At 31.5% G+C, this 25,258-nt stretch carries 19 protein-coding genes; 11 read left to right on the forward strand and 8 right to left on the reverse strand.

Translation table 11 applies throughout. The features are described from left to right. Positions 1-327: 327 nt before the first annotated feature. The 3 genes from ACH5TW_RS01115 to ACH5TW_RS01125 form a co-directional block, all read right to left on the reverse strand. Positions 328-2,010 carry a phage tail-like protein gene (locus ACH5TW_RS01115; RefSeq protein ID WP_439334633.1) on the reverse strand — a complete coding sequence of 561 codons (1,683 nt, stop codon included), beginning with the start codon at positions 2,008-2,010 and terminating at the stop codon, positions 328-330. 4 nt (positions 2,011-2,014) lie between these two features. After that, the gene (locus ACH5TW_RS01120) at positions 2,015-2,506 is read right to left on the reverse strand and encodes a T9SS type A sorting domain-containing protein (RefSeq protein WP_439334634.1); all 492 of its coding nucleotides are present in this window, start codon (positions 2,504-2,506) and stop codon (positions 2,015-2,017) included. Between the two features lie 291 nt (positions 2,507-2,797). Further along, on the reverse strand, positions 2,798-3,907 hold the full coding sequence (locus ACH5TW_RS01125; protein ID WP_439334635.1) for a heparan-alpha-glucosaminide N-acetyltransferase domain-containing protein: 1,110 nt from the start codon (positions 3,905-3,907) through the stop codon (positions 2,798-2,800). A gap of 294 nt (positions 3,908-4,201) precedes the next feature. On the opposite strand from ACH5TW_RS01125, the gene ACH5TW_RS01130 reads away from it, so the two are divergent. From ACH5TW_RS01130 to ACH5TW_RS01145, 4 genes are all read left to right on the forward strand, one after another. Continuing rightward, entirely contained in the window at positions 4,202-4,456 is a 255-nt protein-coding gene (locus ACH5TW_RS01130; RefSeq protein WP_439334636.1) for a DUF4212 domain-containing protein, read from the forward strand. After that, positions 4,446-6,170, forward strand: a complete 1,725-nt coding sequence (locus tag ACH5TW_RS01135) for a sodium:solute symporter family protein (protein ID WP_439334637.1) — start codon at positions 4,446-4,448, stop codon at positions 6,168-6,170. Before ACH5TW_RS01130 ends, ACH5TW_RS01135 begins: the two co-directional genes overlap by 11 nt. A gap of 29 nt (positions 6,171-6,199) precedes the next feature. Then, positions 6,200-8,107 carry an acetate--CoA ligase gene (gene acs, locus ACH5TW_RS01140; RefSeq protein ID WP_439334638.1) on the forward strand — a complete coding sequence of 636 codons (1,908 nt, stop codon included), beginning with the start codon at positions 6,200-6,202 and terminating at the stop codon, positions 8,105-8,107. Positions 8,108-8,203: 96 nt separating this feature from the next. Continuing rightward, a complete protein-coding gene (locus tag ACH5TW_RS01145; RefSeq protein ID WP_439334639.1) occupies positions 8,204-8,677 on the forward strand; it encodes an OsmC family protein in 474 nt (157 codons plus the stop codon). Between the two features lie 47 nt (positions 8,678-8,724). Here ACH5TW_RS01145 and ACH5TW_RS01150 read toward each other — a convergent pair whose 3' ends face one another. Genes ACH5TW_RS01150 through ACH5TW_RS01160 form a run of 3 tightly spaced genes read right to left on the reverse strand, consistent with a single transcriptional unit; the run spans position 8,725 to position 11,964 of the window. Then, positions 8,725-9,387 carry a 3'-5' exonuclease gene (locus ACH5TW_RS01150; protein ID WP_439334640.1) on the reverse strand — a complete coding sequence of 221 codons (663 nt, stop codon included), beginning with the start codon at positions 9,385-9,387 and terminating at the stop codon, positions 8,725-8,727. A 1-nt stretch (position 9,388) separates the two neighbouring features. After that, positions 9,389-11,308, reverse strand: a complete 1,920-nt coding sequence (locus tag ACH5TW_RS01155; RefSeq protein WP_439334641.1) for a DUF294 nucleotidyltransferase-like domain-containing protein — start codon at positions 11,306-11,308, stop codon at positions 9,389-9,391. A gap of 41 nt (positions 11,309-11,349) precedes the next feature. Then, positions 11,350-11,964 carry a fumarylacetoacetate hydrolase family protein gene (locus ACH5TW_RS01160; protein ID WP_439334642.1) on the reverse strand — a complete coding sequence of 205 codons (615 nt, stop codon included), beginning with the start codon at positions 11,962-11,964 and terminating at the stop codon, positions 11,350-11,352. 135 nt (positions 11,965-12,099) lie between these two features. Here ACH5TW_RS01160 and ACH5TW_RS01165 point away from each other — a divergent pair, with 135 nt between their 5' ends. Beyond that, positions 12,100-12,261, forward strand: a complete 162-nt coding sequence (locus ACH5TW_RS01165; protein WP_439334643.1) for a hypothetical protein — start codon at positions 12,100-12,102, stop codon at positions 12,259-12,261. A gap of 72 nt (positions 12,262-12,333) precedes the next feature. On the opposite strand, the gene ACH5TW_RS01170 is transcribed toward ACH5TW_RS01165, so the two are convergent. Both ACH5TW_RS01170 and ACH5TW_RS01175 read right to left on the reverse strand, forming a co-directional pair. Further along, positions 12,334-13,770 carry a DUF1593 domain-containing protein gene (locus ACH5TW_RS01170; RefSeq protein ID WP_439334644.1) on the reverse strand — a complete coding sequence of 479 codons (1,437 nt, stop codon included), beginning with the start codon at positions 13,768-13,770 and terminating at the stop codon, positions 12,334-12,336. Between the two features lie 132 nt (positions 13,771-13,902). Continuing rightward, the gene (locus ACH5TW_RS01175; protein WP_439334645.1) at positions 13,903-14,139 is read right to left on the reverse strand and encodes a hypothetical protein; all 237 of its coding nucleotides are present in this window, start codon (positions 14,137-14,139) and stop codon (positions 13,903-13,905) included. A 136-nt stretch (positions 14,140-14,275) separates the two neighbouring features. Between ACH5TW_RS01175 and ACH5TW_RS01180 the strand changes: the two genes are divergently transcribed. From ACH5TW_RS01180 to ACH5TW_RS01205, 6 genes are all read left to right on the forward strand, one after another. Beyond that, the gene (locus tag ACH5TW_RS01180) at positions 14,276-16,231 is read left to right on the forward strand and encodes a peptidylprolyl isomerase (RefSeq protein WP_439334646.1); all 1,956 of its coding nucleotides are present in this window, start codon (positions 14,276-14,278) and stop codon (positions 16,229-16,231) included. Then, a complete protein-coding gene (locus ACH5TW_RS01185; protein WP_439334647.1) occupies positions 16,232-17,083 on the forward strand; it encodes a peptidyl-prolyl cis-trans isomerase in 852 nt (283 codons plus the stop codon). It abuts the gene before it with no gap. Next, positions 17,046-18,557, forward strand: coding sequence for a peptidylprolyl isomerase (locus ACH5TW_RS01190; protein WP_439334648.1), 1,512 nt, complete (start codon positions 17,046-17,048; stop codon positions 18,555-18,557). The genes ACH5TW_RS01185 and ACH5TW_RS01190 overlap by 38 nt, the downstream gene beginning before the upstream one ends. A gap of 4 nt (positions 18,558-18,561) precedes the next feature. Next, positions 18,562-19,515, forward strand: a complete 954-nt coding sequence (locus tag ACH5TW_RS01195; protein WP_439334649.1) for an AAA family ATPase — start codon at positions 18,562-18,564, stop codon at positions 19,513-19,515. Between the two features lie 379 nt (positions 19,516-19,894). Continuing rightward, positions 19,895-22,672 carry a bifunctional aconitate hydratase 2/2-methylisocitrate dehydratase gene (locus ACH5TW_RS01200; protein ID WP_439334650.1) on the forward strand — a complete coding sequence of 926 codons (2,778 nt, stop codon included), beginning with the start codon at positions 19,895-19,897 and terminating at the stop codon, positions 22,670-22,672. A gap of 169 nt (positions 22,673-22,841) precedes the next feature. Further along, positions 22,842-25,115 (forward strand): aconitate hydratase, encoded by a 2,274-nt coding sequence (locus tag ACH5TW_RS01205; protein ID WP_439334651.1) that lies wholly within the window; start codon positions 22,842-22,844, stop codon positions 25,113-25,115. Positions 25,116-25,258 lie beyond the last annotated feature (143 nt).

The raw sequence follows: 25,258 nt of genomic DNA on the forward strand, positions 1-25,258 counted from the left end.
AGGGGTACGAAATGGTTATGTAGATGTTTGTATGGTAATTTTTTAGCTTCTGTAAAAGATATTAAGAGTTTTAAATATTTAAGAGCGTGTTTTAGTAAATGTTATAGCTTATTAAAAAAAAACAAACCAAATGTGAGTTATTGTGTCATTTCTACGAAATGAAGAAATTACATAAAGTTAGTAAATATAATAAAGATGCGATATCTCAATCGTACCTCATTTCGACATGACAATAAATAGAACACAAAGTTGAAAATTATACGCATAAAAAAAAGCTGTCTTTACTATAAAAGACAGCTTTTTTTTTTATGTGTATTTTGTAATTTTTTAATGTAAATCTGTCCAATCATGAATATTATTAGCATTATAAGTTCTAAAGCAAAAATCGCTCGATTGTGCAGCACCATTGTAGTAGGCATCTCCACCGCTATAGGTGTCTGAAGAATCGCGACCCCATCTTGCACTATCAGGACCATTAGAAGAAATGCAAGAAATTGTATATTGGTTACCAGCAACTAATGTTACTCCTGAAATTGTAACGGAATACCATGTATAGTTTCCAGAAACTGTTGGCATAGCTTGAGTGAAAAGGATGGTGCCAGATGTTCCAGCACCATCTCTTAATGTAAAGGTTATGTTATTGTCAGCTAAGAAAGATTCCTCCAAATAAACGTCAACTTGTGTTAAAGCTCCAGAAAACCCTGCAGTAAAACTTTGTGATGAATCATCCATTAGTCTGTCATCGTTCTGGGTTTCTTGTGATTGGTCTACACCATTTCCAGTTGCAGCTCTATAACCTTGAAACTTGTTAGTATCGGTGTTATAAATTACCATACCAGGAACTGCCGTTAAATTATCACGTTCGGTTTCATTTAGTCTAGGTAATAGTAAAGCGCCTGTTGTAGAGCTTATGTCTACAGCAGCACTGGCATTAGGCGTATCTGTACCCACTGCAATTTGGTTAACATTAACAATACTTTTTTCATTAGCATCGTTACTTTCTGTTAAAACGTCTTCTAGGTTTTGTGTTTCGGTTTCTAACTTAGCATCAAGAGCCGTTTGTAAACCATCTGTTTTGGCAATGGTTAAGTCGCCATCAGCAATCGCGTCTTGTTTCGAATCTAAAGCAGTTTGTAAACCGCTAGTACGAGCAATTGTTAGGTCGCCGTCACCAATGTTAGCTTGTTTTGCATCAAGAGCTGTTTGTAAATTTGTTATTTTATTTATGGCTATAGTACCAGAAATGTTACTTTCAGTTACAGAGGTTAAATAGCCATTATCACTAACATAATTATCAACTTGAGTTTCGGTAAGTTGAGTATCTGTAGTTTGGTTAGTCCATGTATAGGTTCCAGAACCATTTGTTTTTAAAACTTGTCCATCTGTTCCTCCGGTTGGTAATTCAGTTACATCGTTTCCGTCAGCACCAGTATCCCCTTTGTCTCCTTTTGGTCCAGTTGCACCAGTATCCCCTTTGTCTCCTTTGTCACCTTTTAGTCCTTGTTCACCAGTATCGCCTTGATCACCTTTATCACCTTTTAGTCCTTGTGCACCAGTATCGCCTTGGTCTCCTTTATCACCTTTGTCTCCTTTAGGTCCAGGGGTTGAACTACCAGATGTTTTGGCGTACAAAGCATAAGGTACACTCATTAATTGGCTTGTGCTTGTTATATTATATGCACTTCCTCCAGTAGGATCTATTTCAGTTTTAATAAAATAGGTGTTTGCAGACCAGTCTATGGTTGTGAAATCGTCACTAGATGTTCCGTTGCCAATTTCAATAGAAATTAAACCGTTAGCATTCGTGCTTGGGTTTTGTGTTTCGGTATAAACAGCAGTTCCACTAGCAGAACTTTGTAATATGCTAATTTGTATACCAATAGGTTGGTTGGCTAAAATTTCGTCGCTAGAATTTCTAATAATAGCTTGATAACTTAATTTTTCCGGTGTTTGTGCTTCAATAGAAATTGAGACTAACAGTAAAATTATAATTAGGGCTAGTTTTTTCATCGGATTAATTTTTAATTATTTTAAATGTTTTGGTTGTGTGGTTATGTGTATTATTAATTTTTAGAAGATAGGTAGCCATTTCTAAGTGGTTTACATTAATCATAGTAGTTTTATCTTTAATGGTTCCGCTGGTTATTAATTTTCCAGAAATATCTAATAGTTTGTAAGACATTGCTTTCGGTTTAAAATCATCAATTTGAATATTTAAAATAGACGTAGTTGGATTTGGATAGGTTGAAACATCTAGATTGGTTTCTAAATCTATAACCGTTAAACTTGAAGCATCAAAATTAAATTGAATGCCTTTAATAACAGTACCATTTGAGCTGGTTGCATTCTGTTGCATTATTTGACCAACAGAATAACTAACAGAACCTCCAGTATCTGTTGTACTATTTCCTGAAGTTAAAAGGACTTCTTGAGCTTCTATTTTATTAGTATGAATTACTAATACTAATAAAAAAACAATAGATTTTAAAATGTTTTTTTGTTTCATATTATGTGTTTTAAAACTTAAATAATCGATAAAATACTTATAAATCTGTTCAAATGTAATAAAACTATATTTAAAAACAAAAAAATCTTACAATTTAGTTGTTGTGTAGGATTTTGAAATTCCTTTGGAGAAGAATATTAATTTGTTGATTTTAATATTTTTCTATTTGAGGTTTTAATTGTATTCTTTTGAAACGTAAAAATGTTTTTTTTAGATAAGTATAATTAAAACCTTTAAGAAGAAACTTTTGTAAAAGCCGATGTTACTAATATTCAAAAAAGTGTATTGAAGTTAATCTTTTAGTGAATGTGTTTGTTTTTTGAATTTGTCAATTAATTTCCTAGCTAAATTATAAACAAAGTGATTTGTTTTTATATAATAAAATGAAATAAAACAGACTATGGCTATAAATAGTAAAGCGCCTAAAATGGCTTCAGTGGGATTTAAAGATTGATTTAAAAACCGTTTTAAGCCATAACCGGTATAACTTCCAAAAAGAATAATAAAATGTATCACATAAATGGATAGTGTTTTTTCTCCTATTCTAGAAATAATAGATTGTTTTAAGAAATTTTCAAATGCATAAAAAAGACCAAACAGGATGAGTACATTTCCAAAACGAGAAAAAAGGTAATTGTAATCGGCACTTCGTTTTAATAATTCAATACCTGTAAAAGTATTTAGTTTTAAAAGAAACCATGTAGAAAAAAACATAAGTAAAATTCCTATTGCAAAAAATGTAAGTATAGTAACTATTTTAAAACGATTACGATGCGCATGTCTAAAAAATACGGTAGAAATAAAAGCACCAAAAGCAGAATAGCCTAACCAAGGTAAAATGGTGAAAACAGAGCCGTTTATTTTTGTCATATAGTTGGCAATAATAAGAGGCAGGTTGTTTATAACTAAATTTCTATAAAGCGGTTCAGATAAAAAAGAAAAGCAACCAATTGCTAAAAGCACACATGCAAATAAGTAGCTGTGTTTTTTTAAGAGAATATGTAAACAGACTAGAATGATTAATGCTAATCCAATACATTGCAATACATCAACTACTAAAAAATAAGAATTAAAATTCCCATAAAACCAATTCATTAAATTAACTCTGAGACTATAACCTATAATTATTAGTAGCAAGCCTCTAAAGAGTCCTTTTTTTATTCTAGGTTGGTCATTGCCTTTAGCATGAGCACGTAGTAGTAAATATGTAAATATTAGACCAGAAATAGTGAAAAATACTGGTGCTGTAATACCTCTAAAGTAAGACCATATAACAAAAGCAGTTTTAGATGAGTCTTTGTAAATAGGATCTAAGAGTGTGTCAATAAAATGGCCTTGAAGCATCATTAGTATAGCAAAGGCTCTTACGGCATCAATAAAATATAAACGGTTGGTATGCAATACAATTTGGTTTGGTTGATATAAAGATACTTTTAAATTTTAAATTACATAAAATAAAAATTTGTTTAAAATTGTCAATATTATTTTACTAAATGGTAGTGTGTGTTTTTATTATTAGTTCATGTAAGATCATGATAGTAGTTAATGTTTTTAATATTATATTAGCGACTTTGTATTTTTTAAATAATATAAAATATGATTTTTGTTAGTTTTCAATAAATTATTTTATTAAAATTATTGAAGATTTATAATACTAAATACATTTAAAAACAACCAACTAAATTAAATTAAGAAATGACAAAAAGTAATGCAAAAGCCTATTGGAAAGAAAATATAAGGTATGTTCTCATACTTTTAGCAATATGGTTTATAGTTTCATTCGGAGCAGGAATTTTATTTAAAGACACATTAAACACTATTAGAATTGGGGGTTTTAAACTAGGTTTCTGGTTTGCACAACAAGGGTCTATGTATGTCTTTGTTGTTTTGATTTTTGTATATGTTCGCTTAATGAATAAACTTGATAAAAAATACGGATATGATGCATAGTTTATTAATTGAAGGCATAGGTGTACAAAATTGGACGTACATTTTAGTAGGCGTAACATTTGCAATTTATATTGGTATTGCTATCTGGACCCGAGCCGGATCAACCAAAGAGTTTTATGTTGCTGGAGGAGGTGTTTCACCTTTAGCTAATGGAATGGCTACAGCTGCTGATTGGATGAGTGCTGCGTCATTTATTTCTATGGCAGGAATTATTTCTTTTGATGGCTATGATGGTGCCGTGTATCTTATGGGATGGACAGGTGGTTATGTGCTTTTAGCATTATTATTAGCGCCATATTTAAGAAAGTTTGGAAAATTTACAGTACCCGATTTTATAGGAGATCGTTACTATTCTAACACAGCACGTTTAGTAGGTGTTATTTGTGCACTTTTAGTATCGTTTACGTATGTTGCAGGACAAATGAGAGGTGTTGGACTCGTATTTTCTCGTTTCTTAGAGGTCGATATTAATACAGGTGTTATAATAGGAATGCTAATTGTATTATTTTATGCTGTACTAGGAGGTATGAAAGGTATCACATATACGCAAGTAGCACAATACTGTGTATTGATTTTTGCTTTTATGGTACCTGTTATTTTTATATCTATTCAAATGACAGGAAACCCAATACCTCAATTAGGATTTGGTAGTACATTGGCAGATGGATCTGGTACTTATTTACTAGATAAATTAGATGGCTTGAGTACCGATCTTGGTTTTGCTGAATATACAGAAGGTTCTAAATCTACTATAGATATTTTTGCAATTACATTTGCTTTAATGGTTGGTACAGCAGGTTTACCACACGTTATTGTACGTTTCTTTACTGTTAAGAAAGTTAAAGATGCTCGTAAATCGGCAGGTTTAGCATTATTACTTATCGTTATTTTGTATACAGCTGCTCCAGCAGTTTCTGTTTTTGCTAGAACAAACATGATTGAAACGGTTTCTAACCAACCATATGCTAATATGCCAGAATGGTTTAAAAAATGGGAAACTACGGGTTTAATTGTGTTTAACGATAAAAATAAAGATGGTATCATCCAGTATGTAGCCGATGAGTCTGTTAATGAATTAAAAGTAGATAAAGATATTATGGTTTTGGCTAATCCTGAAATAGCAAAACTACCAAATTGGGTAATTGCTTTAGTTGCAGCAGGAGCATTGGCAGCAGCTTTATCAACAGCAGCAGGTTTATTATTAGTAATTTCATCATCAGTTTCTCATGATTTAATTAAGAAAATAGTAAATCCTAATATTTCAGAAAAAGGAGAACTAGTAGCTGCACGTTTATCGGCAGTAGTAGCAGTATGTGTTGCCGGTTATTTCGGAATTAATCCACCAGGCTTTGTAGCAGCAACAGTTGCTTTAGCGTTTGGTCTAGCAGCAGCATCCTTTTTTCCTGCCATTATATTAGGAATTTTTTATAAAAAAATGAATAAAGAAGGCGCTATAGCTGGTATGGTAGTAGGTATTGTAGCCATGTTGTTATATATGGTTAAATATAGATTAGGCTGGTTTGATGATGTTGTTCCAAACAAAAGCGAATGGTGGTTTGGTATTTCTCCAGAAGGATTCGGTACTGTGGCCATGGTTTTAAATTTTATAGTATCTATCATTATTATGAAATTCACACCAGATCCGCCACAAGACGTACAAGAAATTGTAGAAAACATAAGAATACCAAGTGGTGCAGGTGAGGCAACACATTAAAAAGAAAATAGAATATTTTAGATAGCAGTATGAGTAATTATCACATTAAACATTTAGAAGAATATTATCAAGTTTATAGAAAATCAGTTAGAGACCCAGAGAGTTTTTGGGAAGAAGTAGCTGAAGAACATTTTTTGTGGCGTAAAAAATGGGATAATGTTTTAAGTTGGGATTTTAGTAAGCCCGAAGTTAAATGGTTTGAGGGTGCTCAACTTAATATAACTGAAAACTGTATTGATAGACATTTAGCAACTCGTGCAGATAAAACGGCTATCCTGTTTGAACCAAATGACCCCAAAGATCCTGCCGAACATATTACTTATAGGCAATTACACGAGCGTGTTAATCAGTTTGCTAATGTTTTAAAAGATCAGGGTATCAAAAAAGGAGATCGTGTTTGTATTTATTTACCAATGATTCCTGAATTAGCTATTTCTGTTTTGGCTTGCGCTAGAATTGGAGCTATACATTCAGTTGTTTTTGCTGGTTTTTCAGCAACAGCTTTATCAACTAGAATTAATGATTCTGATTGCAAAATGGTTATTACAAGTGATGGTTCATATCGTGGAGCGAAAACAATTGATTTAAAAGGTATTGTAGATGAAGCGTTAGAAAGTTGTAATGGAGTAGAATCTGTTTTAGTAGCAAAAAGAATTAATACAGAAGTAAATATGAAAACAGGTCGTGACCAATGGTTGCAACCTCTTTTAAATAAAGCGTCTATAATTTGTGAAGCAGAAACAATGGATGCTGAAGATCCATTATTTATTTTATATACCTCAGGATCTACTGGGAAACCAAAAGGAATGGTTCATACCACAGGAGGTTATATGGTTTATACAGCATATACCTTCAAAAATGTGTTTCAATATAGAGAAAATGATGTGTATTGGTGTACTGCAGATATTGGTTGGATTACAGGTCATAGTTATATTGTTTACGGTCCTTTGGCAAACGGAGCTACAACCGTAATGTTTGAAGGTGTGCCAAGTTATCCCGATTTCGGACGTTTTTGGGAAGTTGTAGAAAAACATAAAGTAAATCAGTTTTACACTGCACCAACCGCTATTAGAGCCTTAGCTAAGCAAGGATTGGAGTTGGTTGATAAATATGATTTATCATCTCTTAAAGTTTTAGGATCAGTTGGTGAACCTATTAATGAAGAAGCATGGCATTGGTATAATGATAATATTGGAAAAAATAAAAGCCCTATTGTAGATACTTGGTGGCAAACCGAAACAGGAGGTATAATGATTAGTCCAATTCCGTTTGTAACACCTACAAAACCCACTTACGCGACTTTGCCTTTTATAGGTGTTCAGCCAGCATTAATGGATGAAAACGGTAAAGAATTAAAAGGGAATCAAGTAGATGGGCGTTTATGTATTAAGTTCCCTTGGCCAAGTATGGCACGTACAATTTGGGGGAATCATCAACGCTATAAGGATACTTATTTTTCAGCTTATGAAAATAAATATTTTACAGGTGACGGTGCATTACGCGATGAGGTAGGATATTACAGAATAACAGGTCGTGTAGATGATGTTATTATTGTTTCAGGACATAATTTAGGTACTGCACCAATTGAAGATGCTATTAACGAGCATCCAGCAGTTGCAGAGTCTGCTATTGTAGGATTCCCACATGATATAAAAGGAAACGCATTATACGGATACGTTATATTAAAAGACTTTGGAGAAACTAGAGACCATAATAATGTTCGCAAAGAAATTAATCAAATTATTACAGAGCATATAGGACCCATTGCTAAATTAGATAAAATTCAGTTTACAAGTGGCTTACCAAAAACACGTTCTGGAAAAATTATGCGTCGTATTTTACGAAAAATAGCTTGTAAAGACACCAGTAATTTAGGAGATACGAGTACATTATTGAATCCAGAAGTAGTTCAAGACATTATAGATAATGTAAAATAAGTTATTAAATCCATTAAATGTTAAACCGTATTGCCATAAATTATTGGTAATACGGTTTTTCTTTAATTAAAAATTATATAAATAAAAAAATGTTCTATGAATCATACTTTTAAAGCTCATGTAAATTGGAAAGCATCAAAAGATGAAACAACTATAGATTCAAAATCATATAATAGAGCTCATATTGTTAAAATTGATAATAAAACTTTTGATTTAAAAATGTCGGCTGCTAAAATGTTTAGGGGCGATAGTGAACTTTATAATCCTGAAGATTTATTGCTTTCGGCATTAGCTTCCTGCCATATGATGTCTTATTTATATATGTGTTCGCAAAATAATATTGAGGTTTTGTCTTATACTGATAATGCTGAAGCTATTTTAGAAGTTGAATCATCAGGTAGTGGACATTTTACTAAGGCAACTTTAAATCCAATAATTAAAATAAAAGATGAAGCAAAAAAGAAACTTGCTTTAAGTTTACACGAAAAAGCGAATAGTTTGTGTTTTATTGCTAATTCTTGTAATTTTCCTATTACCCATAATGTTCAGGTTTTAGTTGAAGATAAATAAAGTAACTTTTTATATACTTCTTAAAGCTTATTTAAAAAAGATAATTACTATCTATTCAACAAATATCCCCAGCTTAAATGCTTTTTTTTATCAAGTCTCGATAAAATCTTCAAAAAAACAAAAGCTGTAATAAGCGAATCGCCAGTAGCAGTATGTCTGTCAATTGTAGGTACATTTAGCTCTTTACATAAATAATCTAACGTATAAGGTTTTGTGTTGTCTTGATAAATAATATGTAAAGACTTTTTGTATAAAACGCCTGTATCAATAAACTTGTTTTTTAGTTTTCCTAAACCATGTCTTGAAAGCATTTCGTTTATCATACGCTTATCAAAACTAGCATGATGTGCAATTAAAATATCATTTTTTATATATTCTAAAAAAGATTTGATGGCTTCTAATTCGGATACTTTATTTAATAAACCTTTTTTCATTAAGCCATGAATTTTAACGGTTTCAGCTTTGAAAACATCTTGTTCTAAATATAACTCTAAACTTTTATTTACTTCAATTGTTTTTCCAATAAATGAAACGGCTCCAATAGATAAAATCCGATCTTCTTTTTTATCAAAACCAGTAGTTTCTGTGTCAAAAGCAATAAAACGAGAGTTGTTAATATCAATATTGTTTTTGTTTTTAAAACAATTTATATATTCTAACCAAAAATCAGGATATTTAGGTTGTTTTTTAAAAGGCCAATTAAAACTCATATTATATAAAATTTTTTAAATCGAATCTTAATTTTAATGTTTCTTGAATTTCACTAATGGGTTTAAAACAGCGTTTTAATTTTAATTGTTCTTCTTTTGTTAAGGTTTCTATTTTTATGAATTTTCCCGAATTATTATGAAGTAAGCCTTGTTTGGTTTTAAATTTCGATAAAGCCTTAAAAGCATAAGAGCATGATTCATAAAGTTCTTTATTGTTGGGTTCTATCTCTGCTAATTTTTCATAACGTAGAGACGTGTTATTTATACCCTTTATTTTTTTACTTAAAATAAGTAATCTAGCCGCATCAATTAGCGGCATAAGTGCTCTGCTTTTTATATTAAAAAGGTCTTTTTCTTTATTGTTTTTTTCTAATACAAATTGTTTAAAAAGCCCCAGTGGAGATGGGTTTTTAAGAGCGTCTCTTCCTAGGAATTTGAAAAATAGTGAGGTTTCATCTAACGCTTTAAAAATAGAATTAGATAAGTCTTCTATTAAACTTTTGTCACCATAAACACAATTAAAATCGAAAAAAATAGATGATAGTAATATGGCTTTGTCATCAGGGTTTAAAACCCAACTACTAAATTGTGATTTCCATTCTGAAATAGGTTTACACCATTCTTTATTACTAGCCATCATGTCGGCTTCGCAATATTCAAATCCTATTTTGTTTAAAGATTTAGTAACTAGTTTTGCTAATTCTAGAAAATAGGTTTGAGTTTCTTCGTATTTATCTTCTGTGACATCTTGAAACACAATAGCGTTATCCTGATCTGTAAAAAGTAATTGTTCTTTTCTACCTTGACTACCAATTGCCATCCAAGAAAAAGGAACAGGAGGTGGTGTGGGCATTTTTTTTAAAGCTATTTCTACAGCACGAACTGTTACAGCGTCATTAATTTGTGAAATTATTTTAACAATATGAGATAAAGGAATGTTTTGTTCTAAATAACTTTTAATTAATGTTTTGGCTTTTAACCTGGCGACTCTAAGTTTTTTAGTCCGTTTTGCCCGTTTTATTTCTTTTAAAATTACCGAAGGGTTATTTCCTAAAGTAACTAAAACATCATGATGGGTTAAAACACCAATAAGTTTAGAGTTTACAGTGCCATCTTTTGTGATGCATAAATGACCGATGTTGTGCTTAATCATTTGAAGTTGTCCATCGGCTACAGTTAAATCTTTTTTGCTAGATATTACTGGGGAATTCATAATATTACTAACCGATGTTTCGATAGGGAATAATCCTGTTGCGATTTTGTTTTTAATATCGCTATTTGTAATTATACCTAAAGGTTTTTTTTGCTTATCAACAACAATAATACAGCCAATTTTATTAGCACTCATTTTAATTGCTGCATCTTTTAACGATGAATCTATTTTACAAGTAATGGGCTTTTTTGTGTAGTTTGCTGTTTGAAAGTTTACAATATCTTGAGAATTATTTGGTAAATAATCTCCAAATATTTTACCTGTTTCTTCTGCTGTGTAAGGATCGTATGAATTTGTAGCAAAAGCAGTAATTAAAAATTTATAAACTTTAGCATTATTGTTTGTAACTGTTTCAAATATATTTATAGGAATAGCATAAACAATAGATTCTTCATTAGCAGCAGCAGTTAGCTTATAATCTTCTTTAGTTATAAGTGGTCTTACTCCAAATACATCTCCAGCATCACTTATATTTATAATTTCTTGAATATTATTTACTGTTGTGTGTAATAAAGCTATTCCTCCATTTCTAACTATATAAAAATGGTCGTTAAAGCTATCACCTTTTTTAAATAAGTTGTCACCTTTTTCTAGATAGATTATAGATACTTGAGAAGAAATTTTTAGTAAATCCTCAAGCTTTAAAAGATTAAAAGGTGGGTAGTTTTTTAAAAAATCATTAACCCGTTCTGCAATGGAGTTTTTCATCAAATAAATTTATATTTCTGAAATAAAGAGATGTTATTTGTTTAAATCATTTTAAAATCTAGAAGCAATTCACCTTCAATAGACGCTTGTAAATGATCTCCTCTATGGATTTCTCCAGCTCCAACAGCAGGTGTGCCTGTAAAAATAAGATCGCCAGGTTCTAAAGTCATGTATTTAGATGTGAAAGTAATAATATCACTAAAATTGTAAATCATTAAAGCTGTATTTCCAACTTGCTTTTCTTCACCGTTAATAACTAAGTTAAAATTGATATTGTCAAGTTTAGAGAATTTCGAAACTGGTTTAAAATTAGATATTGGCGCAGCACCATCAAAACCTTTTCCTAAGTCCCAAGGGCCTTTAGTTTCTCTGCATGCATTAAAAACATCTTTTGCAGTATAATCTATACCTACACCAATTTCTGAAATGTAGGATGCTGCATCAGTAAGGGCAATGTCTTTTCCTTTCTTTCCTATTTTTATAACTAATTCAACTTCGTAGTTTAATTGGTTCGTAAAATTTGGATAAATAACATCTTTATTGTTTTTTACAAGGCTAGATTCTGGTTTAGAAAAGATTATTTGTTTTCCGCTTTTATTAGCACTAATATCTGCTTTATTGGTTACATAATTTTTTCCTATGGCTAGTATTTTCATGGTGTTTTATTTAGTTGTGATTAAGAATGTAAATTTAATAAAATAAGATGGTTATAATTGTTCTATATTTAACTTCTTTAAGTTAAAATATTGACAAGAATATATTGTATACTTATTTTAAGTAAGTAAAGAAAAGTGGAATTTAAAATTGAGTTTAAAGTTTGGTTTTCTAAAACTTATTATCTTAAATATTGTAAAAAAAAACAATGGGTCTTAAAAGAATATATAAAAGAAGCTGTTTTAACTCCAAAAGAGAAAAAAGCGGCACGATTAGCAAAAATTTCTAAACGTACTTAAGTTATTAGTTTAAAATTTTACATAAAAAAAACCACTTTTATTAAAGTGGTTTTTTTAATTTTTAAAATGGAGTTATTTAGGTAACACAGTAACAATAACTCGTTTGTATCTTGTTAGATTAGGCTCTCCTTTATCTGATAATTTTAGAATAAAATGTATGGTTTCCTTTTTGTTAACTTCAGGAGCTGTAAAATTAGCAACATGTACATTAGGAGCAGATAAAATTATTTCTTTCTTATACGAACTTTCTTCTACATAATTAAACCACATAAAACTTAGATTGTCACCATCAGGATCTGTAGAGTCTAAAGCATCTAAATCAAAACTTTCGCCAGATTTTAATGTGATGTGATCTGGGTGTAATAATATTGGTACAGGTGGATGATTGGCGTCTTCATAGTTTTTAATACACCAATCCATACGCGCTGCAAAATCATTTTGAAACTCATCTCTCCAGCGCCATAAAGTAGACTTAAAGTCGTTAAATATAAGTGTGTCTCTAACTACACTACGTCCAAATTGCTTCTTAATAAATGGAGCATAGTTATCATTGGCATTGGTCCATATCTTTCTAGTTTCAGGAGCAATTGGCACTATAGAACTTCCATCTTTTGTTTTAGAAAAATCTGGTATATATAATTCGTAGCGTCCTCCCCAAGCACCCCATTCTGGGTGTTCAGATTCGTTTAAACCATTAGGGATTAATGATAAAAATGCAGGTGTATCGCCTTCAACTCCCCAAGCTACATCAGGATATATAGCGCCTAGAGGTCCGTGGTCTTGTTGAATGTTTTCTTCTAACCAAGAATTACTAATAGTGGTGTTGTCTATACCTTTTATAAAGGTGTTAATACCTGTCCATGTAGCATTTTTATATTCATCGCCTGGACTCACTATATAGAATAAGTCTGGAAAGTTATTTCTAATCCAAATACCGCTATCATCTTGATCGGAAATTGTATAAACTCTAAGTTTAGATATTAGTCTCTTAGCTTCTTTTTTACTCTTGGTTTTTTTAATTTTATAGAGTGATTGTGCTAAAGTATTTACGCCACCCCAAACAGATATCCATAACGGACGATCATCTTTTTCTTCTAAAACATCTATAATCCATTCTGAACCTTCTGAATCTTTTCCTTTACCAACGCCTTTCATACCGTAAACAGGTAACCCGTCTTTTAAAACAGACAGTAAATCTTGTGCAACAGGAAAACTAGCTTCATGTTTTAAAAGGTTAGGCTGTATTTTATCATAAGCACTAATAATTTTTTCTATAGAAATAGGGTTTATCATGTTTTGATGCCAACACGAAGTAGTAGCCACAATGCCTTTAATATCTATTTGATTAGAGTATAGAAACAATCTAACGAAGGATTGTGTGTCATCTGGGTCTGCTTCAATATCAGATAATATAATAACTCTATTTTTTTCATTTGTTTGAGATGAAATAACATTTGTAAATAGCATCAAAGTAATGCTTAGGCAGATGATTTTTTTTAGTAATTGCATGATGTTTTTAATTTCTATTTATGTTTACGCAAACGGTTGCGTGGATGTAAAAATACATAAAATTTTAAATTAGAAAAGAATTAACCTTTTAATTTAGGGTAATTAAAAGTTTGATGTAATATTTTGATTCAACTAATTAGAAAATATTTGTCCTCTATGTGGTTTTAAGGCATCACGTATAGGTTTCATTTCATTTTCATTAACAACCATAAAGGCAATGCAGTGTAAAGGAGTAAGTTGTTCAAAACCAGTAATTTTTAGTTCCGTTTTTTTTATAGCTATATATTCTTTTAAATGAATTTCGTGGTGTTCAGCAATTTTAAGTGAATCAGGTCCACGAAAATCCCAAATAAGTTTTAATTGTCTCATGGTTTTTATGAAAATTAACAATTCAAATATACTTTAAAAAGGGAAATAATTTTGTTTTTAAAGCGTTTGTTAAAGCAACTTGTATTATAGGTTAATATTAGTATTTTTGTCAAAACCATAAAAATTAAAATTTCATATGAAACTAAAGTCTTTTTCATTATTTTTATTCATTCTTTTTTTATCTAAAGTTAATGGACAGTCTACTCAAAATGATGTGCTTTTTTCAGTAGGAGAAGAAACTGTTTATGCATCAGAATTCTTAAGAGTTTATAATAAGAATTTAGATTTGGTTCAAGACGAGTCTCAAAAAGATGTTGATGAGTACTTAAAGCTTTTTACAAATTACAAGTTGAAGTTAAAGGAGGCAAGAGCTTTAGAATTTGATAAAAAAACAACTTATCTTAGAGAATTATCAAATTATAGAAAACAATTGGCTCAAAGTTTTGTCACAGATACTGAGGTGACTGAAGCTTTAATAGAAGAGGCTTATCAAAGAATTTCATACGATATAAAGGCAAATCATATTTTAATAAAAATTGATGAAAGTGCAAGTCCAAAAGATACTTTGGTAGCTTATAATAATATTTTAGAATTACGAAATCGAGCTTTAAAAGAAGGTTTTGAGGTTGTTAGAAAAGAAGTTCATAATGGAAAAACTGTTTATGGAGAAGAATTGGGTTATTTTTCAGGTTTTAAAATGGTTTATAAGTTTGAAACAGTTGCATTTAACACACCAGTAGGAGAGATATCTCAACCTTTTAGAACAAGGTTTGGTTATCATATAATAAATGTTGAAGATAAAAGAAAATCTCTGGGCGAACGAACTGTAGCTCATATTATGGTTGTTAAAAACGAAGCAGATTCTTTAGCAGAAAAGCCAAAAGATAGAATTCATGATATTTATAAAAAGTTGCAGCAAGGTGAAGATTTTGAAGCCTTAGCTAAACAATTTTCAGATGATAAAGCAACGGCTTCAAAAGGAGGGATGTTAGCTCCTTTTTCTAGCGGACAGATAAGTGTGCCAAAATTTGAAGAAGTTGCTTTTGCTCTAAATAATGAAGGAGACCTATCTGAGCCTTTTCAAACTCAATATGGTTGGCATATTGTTAAACTTTACAATAAAAAACTTATTCCTTCATTTGACGTTATAAAACCAGAACTTGAGCAAAAGGTAAAGCGTGACTCTAGAGCAAAATTAATTGATGAAGCATTGTATAACTCATTAAAAGAAAAATATAATGTTGCACCAGAGCAACCAGCATTAAAATATTTTTCATCTATTTTAAACGATGATTATTTTAATAGAGCTTGGGAGCTTCCAAATGATTTTAAAGCAAAAACACCGTTAATTAAAATTGGAGATAAACAATTTAACTACAACGATTTTGGAGCATTTTTATTAAGAAAACAAAGAGATGTAGATACTAAATTAAGTTTTGATGCTGTAGTTTTAAATCAATATGAAGCGTTTTTAAATGAAAATTTAGTTAAATATCAAGAAGATAATTTAGAAAATGAAAATGAAGAATTTGCTCATATTGTAGAAGAGTATAGAGATGGTTTGTTACTTTTTGATTTAATGGAAAATACCATCTGGAATTCAGCCAAAACAGATACTATTGAAGTTCAAGAATATTACAATAATCACAAAAATAATTACACATTACCTAAAAGAGTTGATGCAGTAGTAGCATCTTCAACAAAACAAAAAACACTTAAAAAAGTTAGTAAATTATTGACTGATGGAATGGCTTTAGATCAGATAAAATCTTTAGTTAACAGTAATGATAAAGTAGAGGTTATTTTTACCAGCGGTATTATGGATGCTACTCATCAAGCGCTTCCAAAAGGATTCTTGTTCGAAAAAGGAGTTTCAAAAATATACAATCATAATAATGCTTTTGTAATTGTTCAAGTAAAAGAAACCTTGCCAGAAACACAAAAAACGTTTGACGACGCAAAAGGCGCTGTTATTTCAGATTATCAAGCATATAAAGAAGAAAAATGGCTTAAGGATTTAGCAGATAAATATAAAATAGTTATTAATCAAGAGACTTTAAACAAGGTAAAATCTCAAATAAAAAACCAATAAGTGCGTTTAAAATCCTTCATTCTTTTATTACTTATTATTGTAACATCATGCGAGTTTTTAAAAAAAACGGATGGAGGAGTTCCTGTGGCTAGAGTTAATAATGTTTATTTATATCAAGAAGATATTAAAGATTTAGTACCGGAAGGTACAGTATCGCAAGACAGTACGCTTTTAGTTCAAAATTTTATTAATAAATGGGCTACTCAGCAACTGTTTTTAGATGGTGCATTGCTTAATTTAAGTGAAGAGAAGCAACAAACTTTTAATAAATTAGTAGACCAATATAAAAACGATTTGTATACCAAAGCTTACCTTGATGCTTTGGTAAGAAGAAGTATAGATACTATTGTAAATATTCAAGAAGTCGAAGATTATTATAATGGTAATAAAGAAGCATTTAAATTAAATGAAGAACTTATAAAGTTTCGATATATTCATGTAGATGAGAATATTATAGATTTTAAGAATATTGAAGAGAAGTTTAAATCGTTTAATGAAGAAGATAAAAAGGAGTTAGATTCTATTTCTATTCAGTTTAAATCATATTCCTTAAATGATTCTATTTGGATACGAATTAATCAGGTAATTGATAAAATACCTGCTTTAAATGCCGAAAATAAAAATCAACTGTTAAAAAAATCTAATTTTGTACAACTCAAAGATTCATTAGGAGTATATTTGATGCAAATTAATGATGTTTTGTTACGAAATGATACGGCTCCTCTAGAGTATGTAAAGCCAACGATAGATCAAATCGTTATTAATAAGCGAAAGCTAGAACTTATTAGAAAATTAGAAAAAGATATTACTAAGGATGCTGTTAAAAATAAACAATTTGAAATTTACAATTAATTTGAAAAACCTATTACTATTAAGCATATCATTACTAGTTGTAAATGCTATGTCTGCTCAGGAAATAATAGAAGATGCAAAGGAGGTTAAGGTAGATACACTTCATGTAGCTAATGATAAACCTGTAGATTCTTTGTTTGCTGTTGTTAATGCTAAAATGGTAGATTCAATTAGAACGTATAGAGCTGTTAAAGTAGATGGTGTTGCTGCAGTTGTTGGAGATTATATAGTTTTAGACTCGGATGTAGAAAAAAACAGATTGCAATTAGAAGCTAGTGGATATGATGCAAAAAACATTACTGACTGCGAATTATTTGGTAAGCTTTTAGAAGATAAACTATATGCACATCATGCTATTCAAGATAGTTTACCAGTTTCCGATGCAGAAATTCGACAAAATGTAGATTACCAAATACAACAGTTTTTACAGCAGTTTAATGGTTCTATGGATAGAATGTTGAAGTTTTATAACAAAGATGACGAAAAAAGCTTTAGAGAGGAAATGTTCGAAATAAATAAAGGCAATTATTTAGCACAAAAAATGCAAGCTAAAATTGTTGAAGAAGTAGAAGTTACTCCTGAGGAGGTAAGAGATTTTTTTAATAAAATACCTAAAGATGAAAGACCTCGATTTGGAACAGAACTTAAAGTTGCTCAAATTGTTACAGAGCCAAAAGTATCTGCAGAAGAAAAGCAAAAGGTTATAGATAGGTTAAAGGGGTTTAAAAAAGATGTCGTTGAAAATGGTGCTAGTTTTAGGTCTAAAGTTGTTTTATATGGAGAAGACCCTGGTATAAAACAATCAGGTTACCATTACATATTAGATAGAAAAAAACCAAAAATGGTTAAGGAATTTAGACAGGTAGCTTTTTCACTTCAGGAAGGAGAAGTGTCTGATCCTTTTGAAACAGATTATGGATTTCATATTATTCATTTAGAAAAAATATTGGGACAACAATATGTTGTTAGTCATGTTCTTTTGATGCCAAAAGTTTCTATAGAAGCAGAAAAAGAAGCAAAAGAGCGTCTTAATAAAATAAGAGAACGTATTGTAAGTGGAGATATTACTTTTGCTGAAGCGGCAAAAGAAGCTAGTGATGAAAAAGAGACTAGAGGTGATGGCGGTCAATTAATAAATCCAAACACACAAGATTATAATTTTGAATTAACTAAGATGGAAACTGAATTATACTCTCAAATTCAAAATTTAAAAGATGGTGAAGTTAGTCTTATTCAAACCGAACAAGATAGAAAAGGAAATAAGAAGTTTAAGATTTTAATGGTTACAGATAGAATTGATGATCATGAGGCTGATTATGCACGTGATTATTTAAAAATTAAAGGTCTAGCTCTTGATGAAAAAAGAATAAAGACCATTGAAGAATGGCAAAAGGAAAAAATATTAGACACTTATATAAAAGTAAGTGGTGAGTATAGAAACTGTGAATTTTCTAGTAACTGGTTAAAAAAATAATGTTATGTCTGATGTAGTTGCTATAGAAAATTTTGTTAAGCAATATAAAGATTTAAAAACCGAAATAGCAAAAGTTATAGTAGGTCAAGATGAAGTCGTAAATCAAATATTAATTTCTATATTTTCTGGAGGGCACTCATTACTTATTGGTGTTCCAGGTTTAGCAAAAACATTAATGGTAAATACTATTGCACAGGCTTTAGGTTTAGATTTTAAGCGTATTCAGTTTACCCCAGATTTAATGCCTAGTGATATTTTAGGAAGTGAGATTTTAGATGAAGATCGTCACTTTAAATTTATTAAAGGGCCCATTTTTGCAAATATTATTTTAGCCGACGAGATTAACAGAACACCACCAAAAACACAAGCAGCTTTATTGGAAGCTATGCAAGAGCGATCAGTAACTGTAGCAGGTCATCATTATAAGTTAGAATTACCATATTTTGTTTTAGCAACACAAAACCCTATTGAGCAAGAAGGAACATATCCGTTACCAGAAGCACAGTTAGACCGTTTTATGTTTGCTATTAATTTAGATTATCCTTCTTTTGAAGAAGAAGTACAAGTTGTTAAGGCAACAACAAACGATGCGCCAGCAAAAGTAAATGCATTGTTTAATGCAAAAGAAATTGTAAATTTTCAGCATTTAATTCGACGTATTCCAGTAGCCGATAATGTTATTGAATATGCCGTTGCTATGGTTGGAAAAACAAGACCTAATAGTGATGCAGCTCCAGATTTAGTAAAAACCTATATTGATTGGGGAGCAGGTCCTAGAGCTTCACAAAATTTAATTTTAGCAGCAAAAACGCATGCAGCAATACAAGGTAAATTTTCTCCAGATATTGAAAATGTACAAGCTGTAGCTCAGAGTATTCTTAGACACAGAATTATAAAAAACTATAAAGCAGAGGCTGAAGGGATTTCAGAAGAAGTTATTATAAAAAGCTTGTTTTAATAGTATTCATATTTCTAACTTATAGTGTTATCAACTATAAAAGTTAATAGTAAATTCAAAATATTCTTAATTTATTCTCAAGCTTTGTCTTTTATGTCTTGTTAAATCCTCAATTTTAGTATTAAATTAGTGATAAATGAGTAGTCATTTTATTTTTTAATACCACTATAATAATTTCATATAGAACCTCAGTGTATTCTTTTTAATATTTTTAAATCTTTGCATTAATTTTGTATTTTGCGTCGCTTTTTAAAATTTAATTTAACGCATATAAATTCGTTTAAGTGAAAGTTCTAATTATAGATTGTGTTATTCTAACATCTCACGAATTAGCTATTATTACTTACTCAAATTAATTTAATATTGAAATATATCTCATATGAACACCTATAAAGATTACATCAAGGAGATTGAAGAACGAAAAGTTCAAGGTCTTAATCCAAAGCCAATTGATGGCGGCGATTTGTTAAGCGAAATTATCGCTCAAATTAAAGATACTTCTAATCCATACAGAGAAGATTCTTTAAAGTTTTTTATTTATAATACCTTGCCAGGAACAACAAGTGCTGCAGGTGTAAAAGCAGCATTTTTAAAAGAGATTATTCTTGGAGAATCTGTTGTAGAAGAAATTTCAACGGCTTTTGCTTTTGAACAATTATCTCATATGAAAGGAGGGCCTTCTATTGGTGTGTTACTTGATTTAGCCTTAGGAGAAGATGCTTCAATTGCTAAACAAGCAGCTACAGTTTTAAAAACACAAGTGTTTTTATACGAAGCAGATATAGAGCGTTTAGAAGCAGCTTATAATAACGGAAGTGAAATTGCAAAAGAACTTATAGAAAGTTACGCTCAAGCAGAATTTTTTACAAAATTACCAGAGATTGATGAAGAGATTGAAGTCGTTACTTTTATTGCAGGAGTAGGAGATATTTCAACAGATTTATTGTCTCCAGGTGGTGATGCGCATTCTAGATCAGATCGTGAGTTACATGGTCAGTGTTTATTCGAACACAATAAAGATATGCAAAACGAACTTTCAGCATTGAAAGAAAAGCATCCAGACAAGCGTGTGATGCTAATTGCAGAAAAAGGTACCATGGGTGTTGGTTCGTCAAGAATGTCAGGTGTAAATAATGTGGCTTTATGGACGGGTATACCAGGTAGCCCTTATGTACCATTTATAAATATAGCTCCTGTAATTGCAGGAACAAACGGAATTTCACCTATTTTCTTAACAACTGTAGGAGTAACAGGTGGTATTGGTATTGATTTAAAAAACTGGGTAAAACAAAAAGATGCTGATGGTAACACTGTTTTTGATGCAGATGGTGAACCAGTTTTAGAGCAAACATATTCTGTTGAAACTGGTACAGTGCTTACAATAAACACAAAAACTAAAAAATTATATAACGGAGATAAGGAATTAAAAGATATTTCTGCTGCATTAACGCCACAAAAAATGGAGTTTATTAAAGCAGGTGGATCTTACGCTGTTGTTTTCGGTAAAAAATTACAAACAATTGCTGCTAGAATTTTAGGAATTGAGATTCCTCAAGTGTATGCTAATTCAAAAGAAATTTCTATTGAAGGACAAGGTTTAACAGCAGTAGAAAAAATATTCAATAAAAATGCAGTTGGTAATACACCAGGAAAAACATTGCATGCAGGTTCTGATGTAAGAGTGGAAGTAAACATTGTGGGTTCTCAAGATACTACAGGTTTAATGACGTCTCAGGAATTAGAAATGATGGCCGCTAAAGTTATTTCTCCTATTGTTGATGGTGCATACCAATCAGGATGTCATACGGCTTCAGTTTGGGACGATAAGTCTAAGGCTAATATTCCTAGATTAATGACCTTTATGAATGACTTCGGATTAATTACAGCGCGTGATCCAAAAGGTCAGTACCACGCTATGACCGATGTTATTCACAAAGTATTGAATGATATTACTGTTGGAGATTGGGACATCATTATTGGTGGAGATTCTCATACACGTATGTCTAAAGGTGTTGCCTTTGGAGCAGATTCAGGAACCGTTGCTTTAGCATTAGCAACAGGAGAGGCTACTATGCCAATTCCAGAATCGGTTAAAGTAACGTTTAAAGGTAATATGAAATCATACATGGATTTCCGTGATGTGGTACATGCTACGCAACAACAAATGTTAAAACAGTTTGGTGGAGAAAACGTATTCCAAGGAAGAATTATTGAGGTTCACATTGGAACATTAACTTCAGATCAAGCTTTTACATTTACAGATTGGACTGCAGAAATGAAAGCGAAAGCTTCTATTTGTATTTCAGAAGATGAAACGTTAATAGAATCATTAGAGATTTCTAGAGATCGTATCCAAATCATGATTGATAAGGGCATGGATAATGAAACTCAAGTATTAAAAGGTCTTGTTAATAAAGCGAATACTAGAATAAGTGAATTGAAGTCTGGTGAAAAACCAGCTTTAAGACCAGATGCAAATGCTAATTACTATGCAGACGTTGTTATTGATTTAGATGAAATTGCTGAACCAATGATTGCCGATCCAGATGTAAATAACGAAGATGTTTCTAAACGTTATACACACGATACTATTAGACCATTATCGTATTATGGTGGTACTAAAAAAGTAGATTTAGGCTTTGTAGGATCTTGTATGGTTCATAAAGGGGACATGAAAATTTTAGCTCAAATATTAAAAAATATTGAGGAACAAGAAGGTAAAGTTGAATTTAATGCACCGCTTGTAGTAGCGCCTCCAACATATAATATTGTTGATGAGTTAAAAGCTGAAGGTGATTGGGAAGTACTTCAAAAATATTCAGGTTTTGAATTTGATGACAGTGCTCCAAAAGGTTTAGCACGTACTAAATATGAAAACATGCTATACTTAGAACGCCCAGGTTGTAACTTATGTATGGGTAACCAAGAAAAAGCAGAACCAGGTGATACTGTAATGGCTACTTCAACGCGTTTATTCCAAGGACGTGTTGTTAAAGATTCTGGTGAGAAAAAAGGTGAGTCTTTATTATCATCTACGCCAGTAGTTGTATTATCTACTATTTTAGGAAGAACTCCTACTATGGAAGAATATGAAAAAGCTGTTGATGGTATTGTGTTAACTAAGTTTAAACCATCTCAAAAACAATTAGTAATGTAACTTTTTGTTACTTTATAATATTTTAAAAGTCCGAATCTTAGATTCGGACTTTTTTTTGCATAGAAATTAAATTATCTTAATATATCAGTCAACCTTCTGTCTTTAAATGCTGTACTTATTTTTGTATCTTACATGCACTAAAAAACTAAGAATAATTAAAATAAATAATATGGCATTTGATATTGATATGATTAAAGGTGTTTACACCAAAATAGCAGAACGTGTTGATAAAGCTCGAGAAGTTGTAGGCAAACCACTAACACTTTCTGAAAAGATATTATATTCTCACCTTTGGGATGGTGAATCAACAAAAGCCTTTACAAGAGGTAAAGATTATGTAGATTTTGCTCCAGACCGTATTGCTTGTCAAGATGCAACAGCACAAATGGCATTATTGCAATTTATGCAAGCAGGAAAAAGTAAAGTAGCTGTTCCTACAACGGTACATTGCGATCATTTAATTCAAGCTAAAGAAGGGGCTGCTGCCGATTTAAAAAACGCAAATAGTGTAAGTAGTGAAGTCTTTAATTTTTTAGAGTCCGTTTCAAATAAATACGGTATTGGTTTCTGGAAACCAGGAGCAGGTATTATTCACCAAGTAGTCTTAGAAAATTATGCATTCCCAGGAGGTATGATGATTGGTACCGATTCGCATACCGTAAATGCTGGTGGATTAGGTATGGTTGCCATTGGAGTAGGAGGCGCTGATGCTGTAGATGTAATGGCAGGTATGGCTTGGGAATTAAAATTCCCGAAGTTAATAGGTGTTAAGTTAACTGGTAAATTATCTGGATGGACAGCACCAAAAGATGTGATTTTAAAAGTAGCCGAAATTCTTACTGTAAAAGGAGGAACCGATGCTATTGTTGAATATTTTGGAGAAGGCGCAACTTCTATGTCTTGTACAGGTAAAGGAACCATTTGTAATATGGGAGCTGAAATTGGGGCAACCACATCTACTTTTGGGTATGATGATTCTATGGAACGTTATTTACGAGCTACAGATAGAGCGGATGTCGCAGACGCTGCAAACACAGTAAAAGAATACCTAACAGGTGATGCTGAAGTATACGCAAATCCAGAACAGTATTTTGATGAAGTTATTGAAATCAACTTATCGGAATTAACCCCGTTATTAAACGGTCCTTTTACGCCAGATTTATCGACTTCTGTTGGTAAAGATATGAATGAAAAAGCAAAAGCTAACGATTGGCCAATTGCAGTAGAGTGGGGGTTAATAGGGTCTTGTACCAATTCCTCTTACGAAGATTTATCTCGTGCCTCATCCATAGCGAAGCAAGCTTTAGATAAAGGCATTAAAATGAAATCAGAATTAGGGATTAATCCAGGTTCAGAGCAAGTACGTTACACAGCAGATCGCGATGGCATTATTCAAGTGTTTGAAAAATTAGATGCTAAAATATTCACCAATGCTTGCGGACCATGTATTGGGCAATGGGCGCGTTATAGCGATCCTAAAAATGCACCAAAAAACAGTATTGTACACTCTTTTAATAGAAACTTTGCAAAGCGTGCCGATGGAAACCCAAATACACATGCTTTTGTGGCATCACCAGAAATTACAGCGGCTATTGCTATTGCAGGTCGTTTAGATTTTAATCCCATGACAGATAGTTTAATTAATGAAAATGGAGAAAAAGTGATGTTCGATGAACCAACAGGATGGGAGTTACCTCCAAAAGGTTTTGAAGTTAAAGATAATGGCTATTTAGCACCAGAAGCAGACGGAAGTCATGTGCAAGTAAAAGTAGCAGAAGATTCTGAAAGATTACAATTGTTAACACCTTTCGAACCTATTGGCAACAATATTACAGGTGCTAAATTATTAATAAAAGCTTATGGAAAATGTACAACAGATCATATTTCTATGGCTGGACCTTGGTTACGTTTCCGTGGTCATTTAGATAATATTTCAAACAACTGTTTAATTGGAGCTGTGAATGCCTTTGGTAAAAAAACAAACTTTGTTAAAAATCAATTAACAGGCGATTTTGGAGGTGTGCCAGATACAGCAAGAGCATACAAAGCGGCCGGAATTCCGTCTATAGTGGTTGGCGATCATAATTACGGTGAAGGCTCTTCTCGAGAGCATGCTGCTATGGAACCAAGACATATAGGTGTGGTTGCAGTTATTGTAAAATCCTTTGCTCGTATTCACGAAACAAACCTTAAAAAACAGGGTATGCTAGGTTTAACCTTTGTTAACGAAGCCGATTACGATAAAATTCAAGAAGACGATACCATCAACTTTTTAGATTTAGATGCCTTTGCACCAGGAAAAACTTTAAATATAGAGTTTGTACATGTTAATGGATCTAAAGATGTTATTGAAGTAAATCATACATACAATCAATCTCAAATAGATTGGTATAACGAAGGTTCTGCTTTAAACTTAATTAAAAAAGAGAATGCAGCTTCTTAATTCGAAGTAAACTATTCGAAAAGAAATTTCTCTAGGTTTTGCCTTGGGATTTCCGCTAAAATTGTCATTCCCGTGAAGACGGGAATCTATAAAAACCCATCACTTTTGCTGGGTTTTTTAATTTCTAGAATTATATTTTGGGC

This window comes from Thalassobellus sediminis (assembly GCF_044386045.1).
GTDB lineage: Bacteria > Bacteroidota > Bacteroidia > Flavobacteriales > Flavobacteriaceae > Thalassobellus > Thalassobellus sediminis.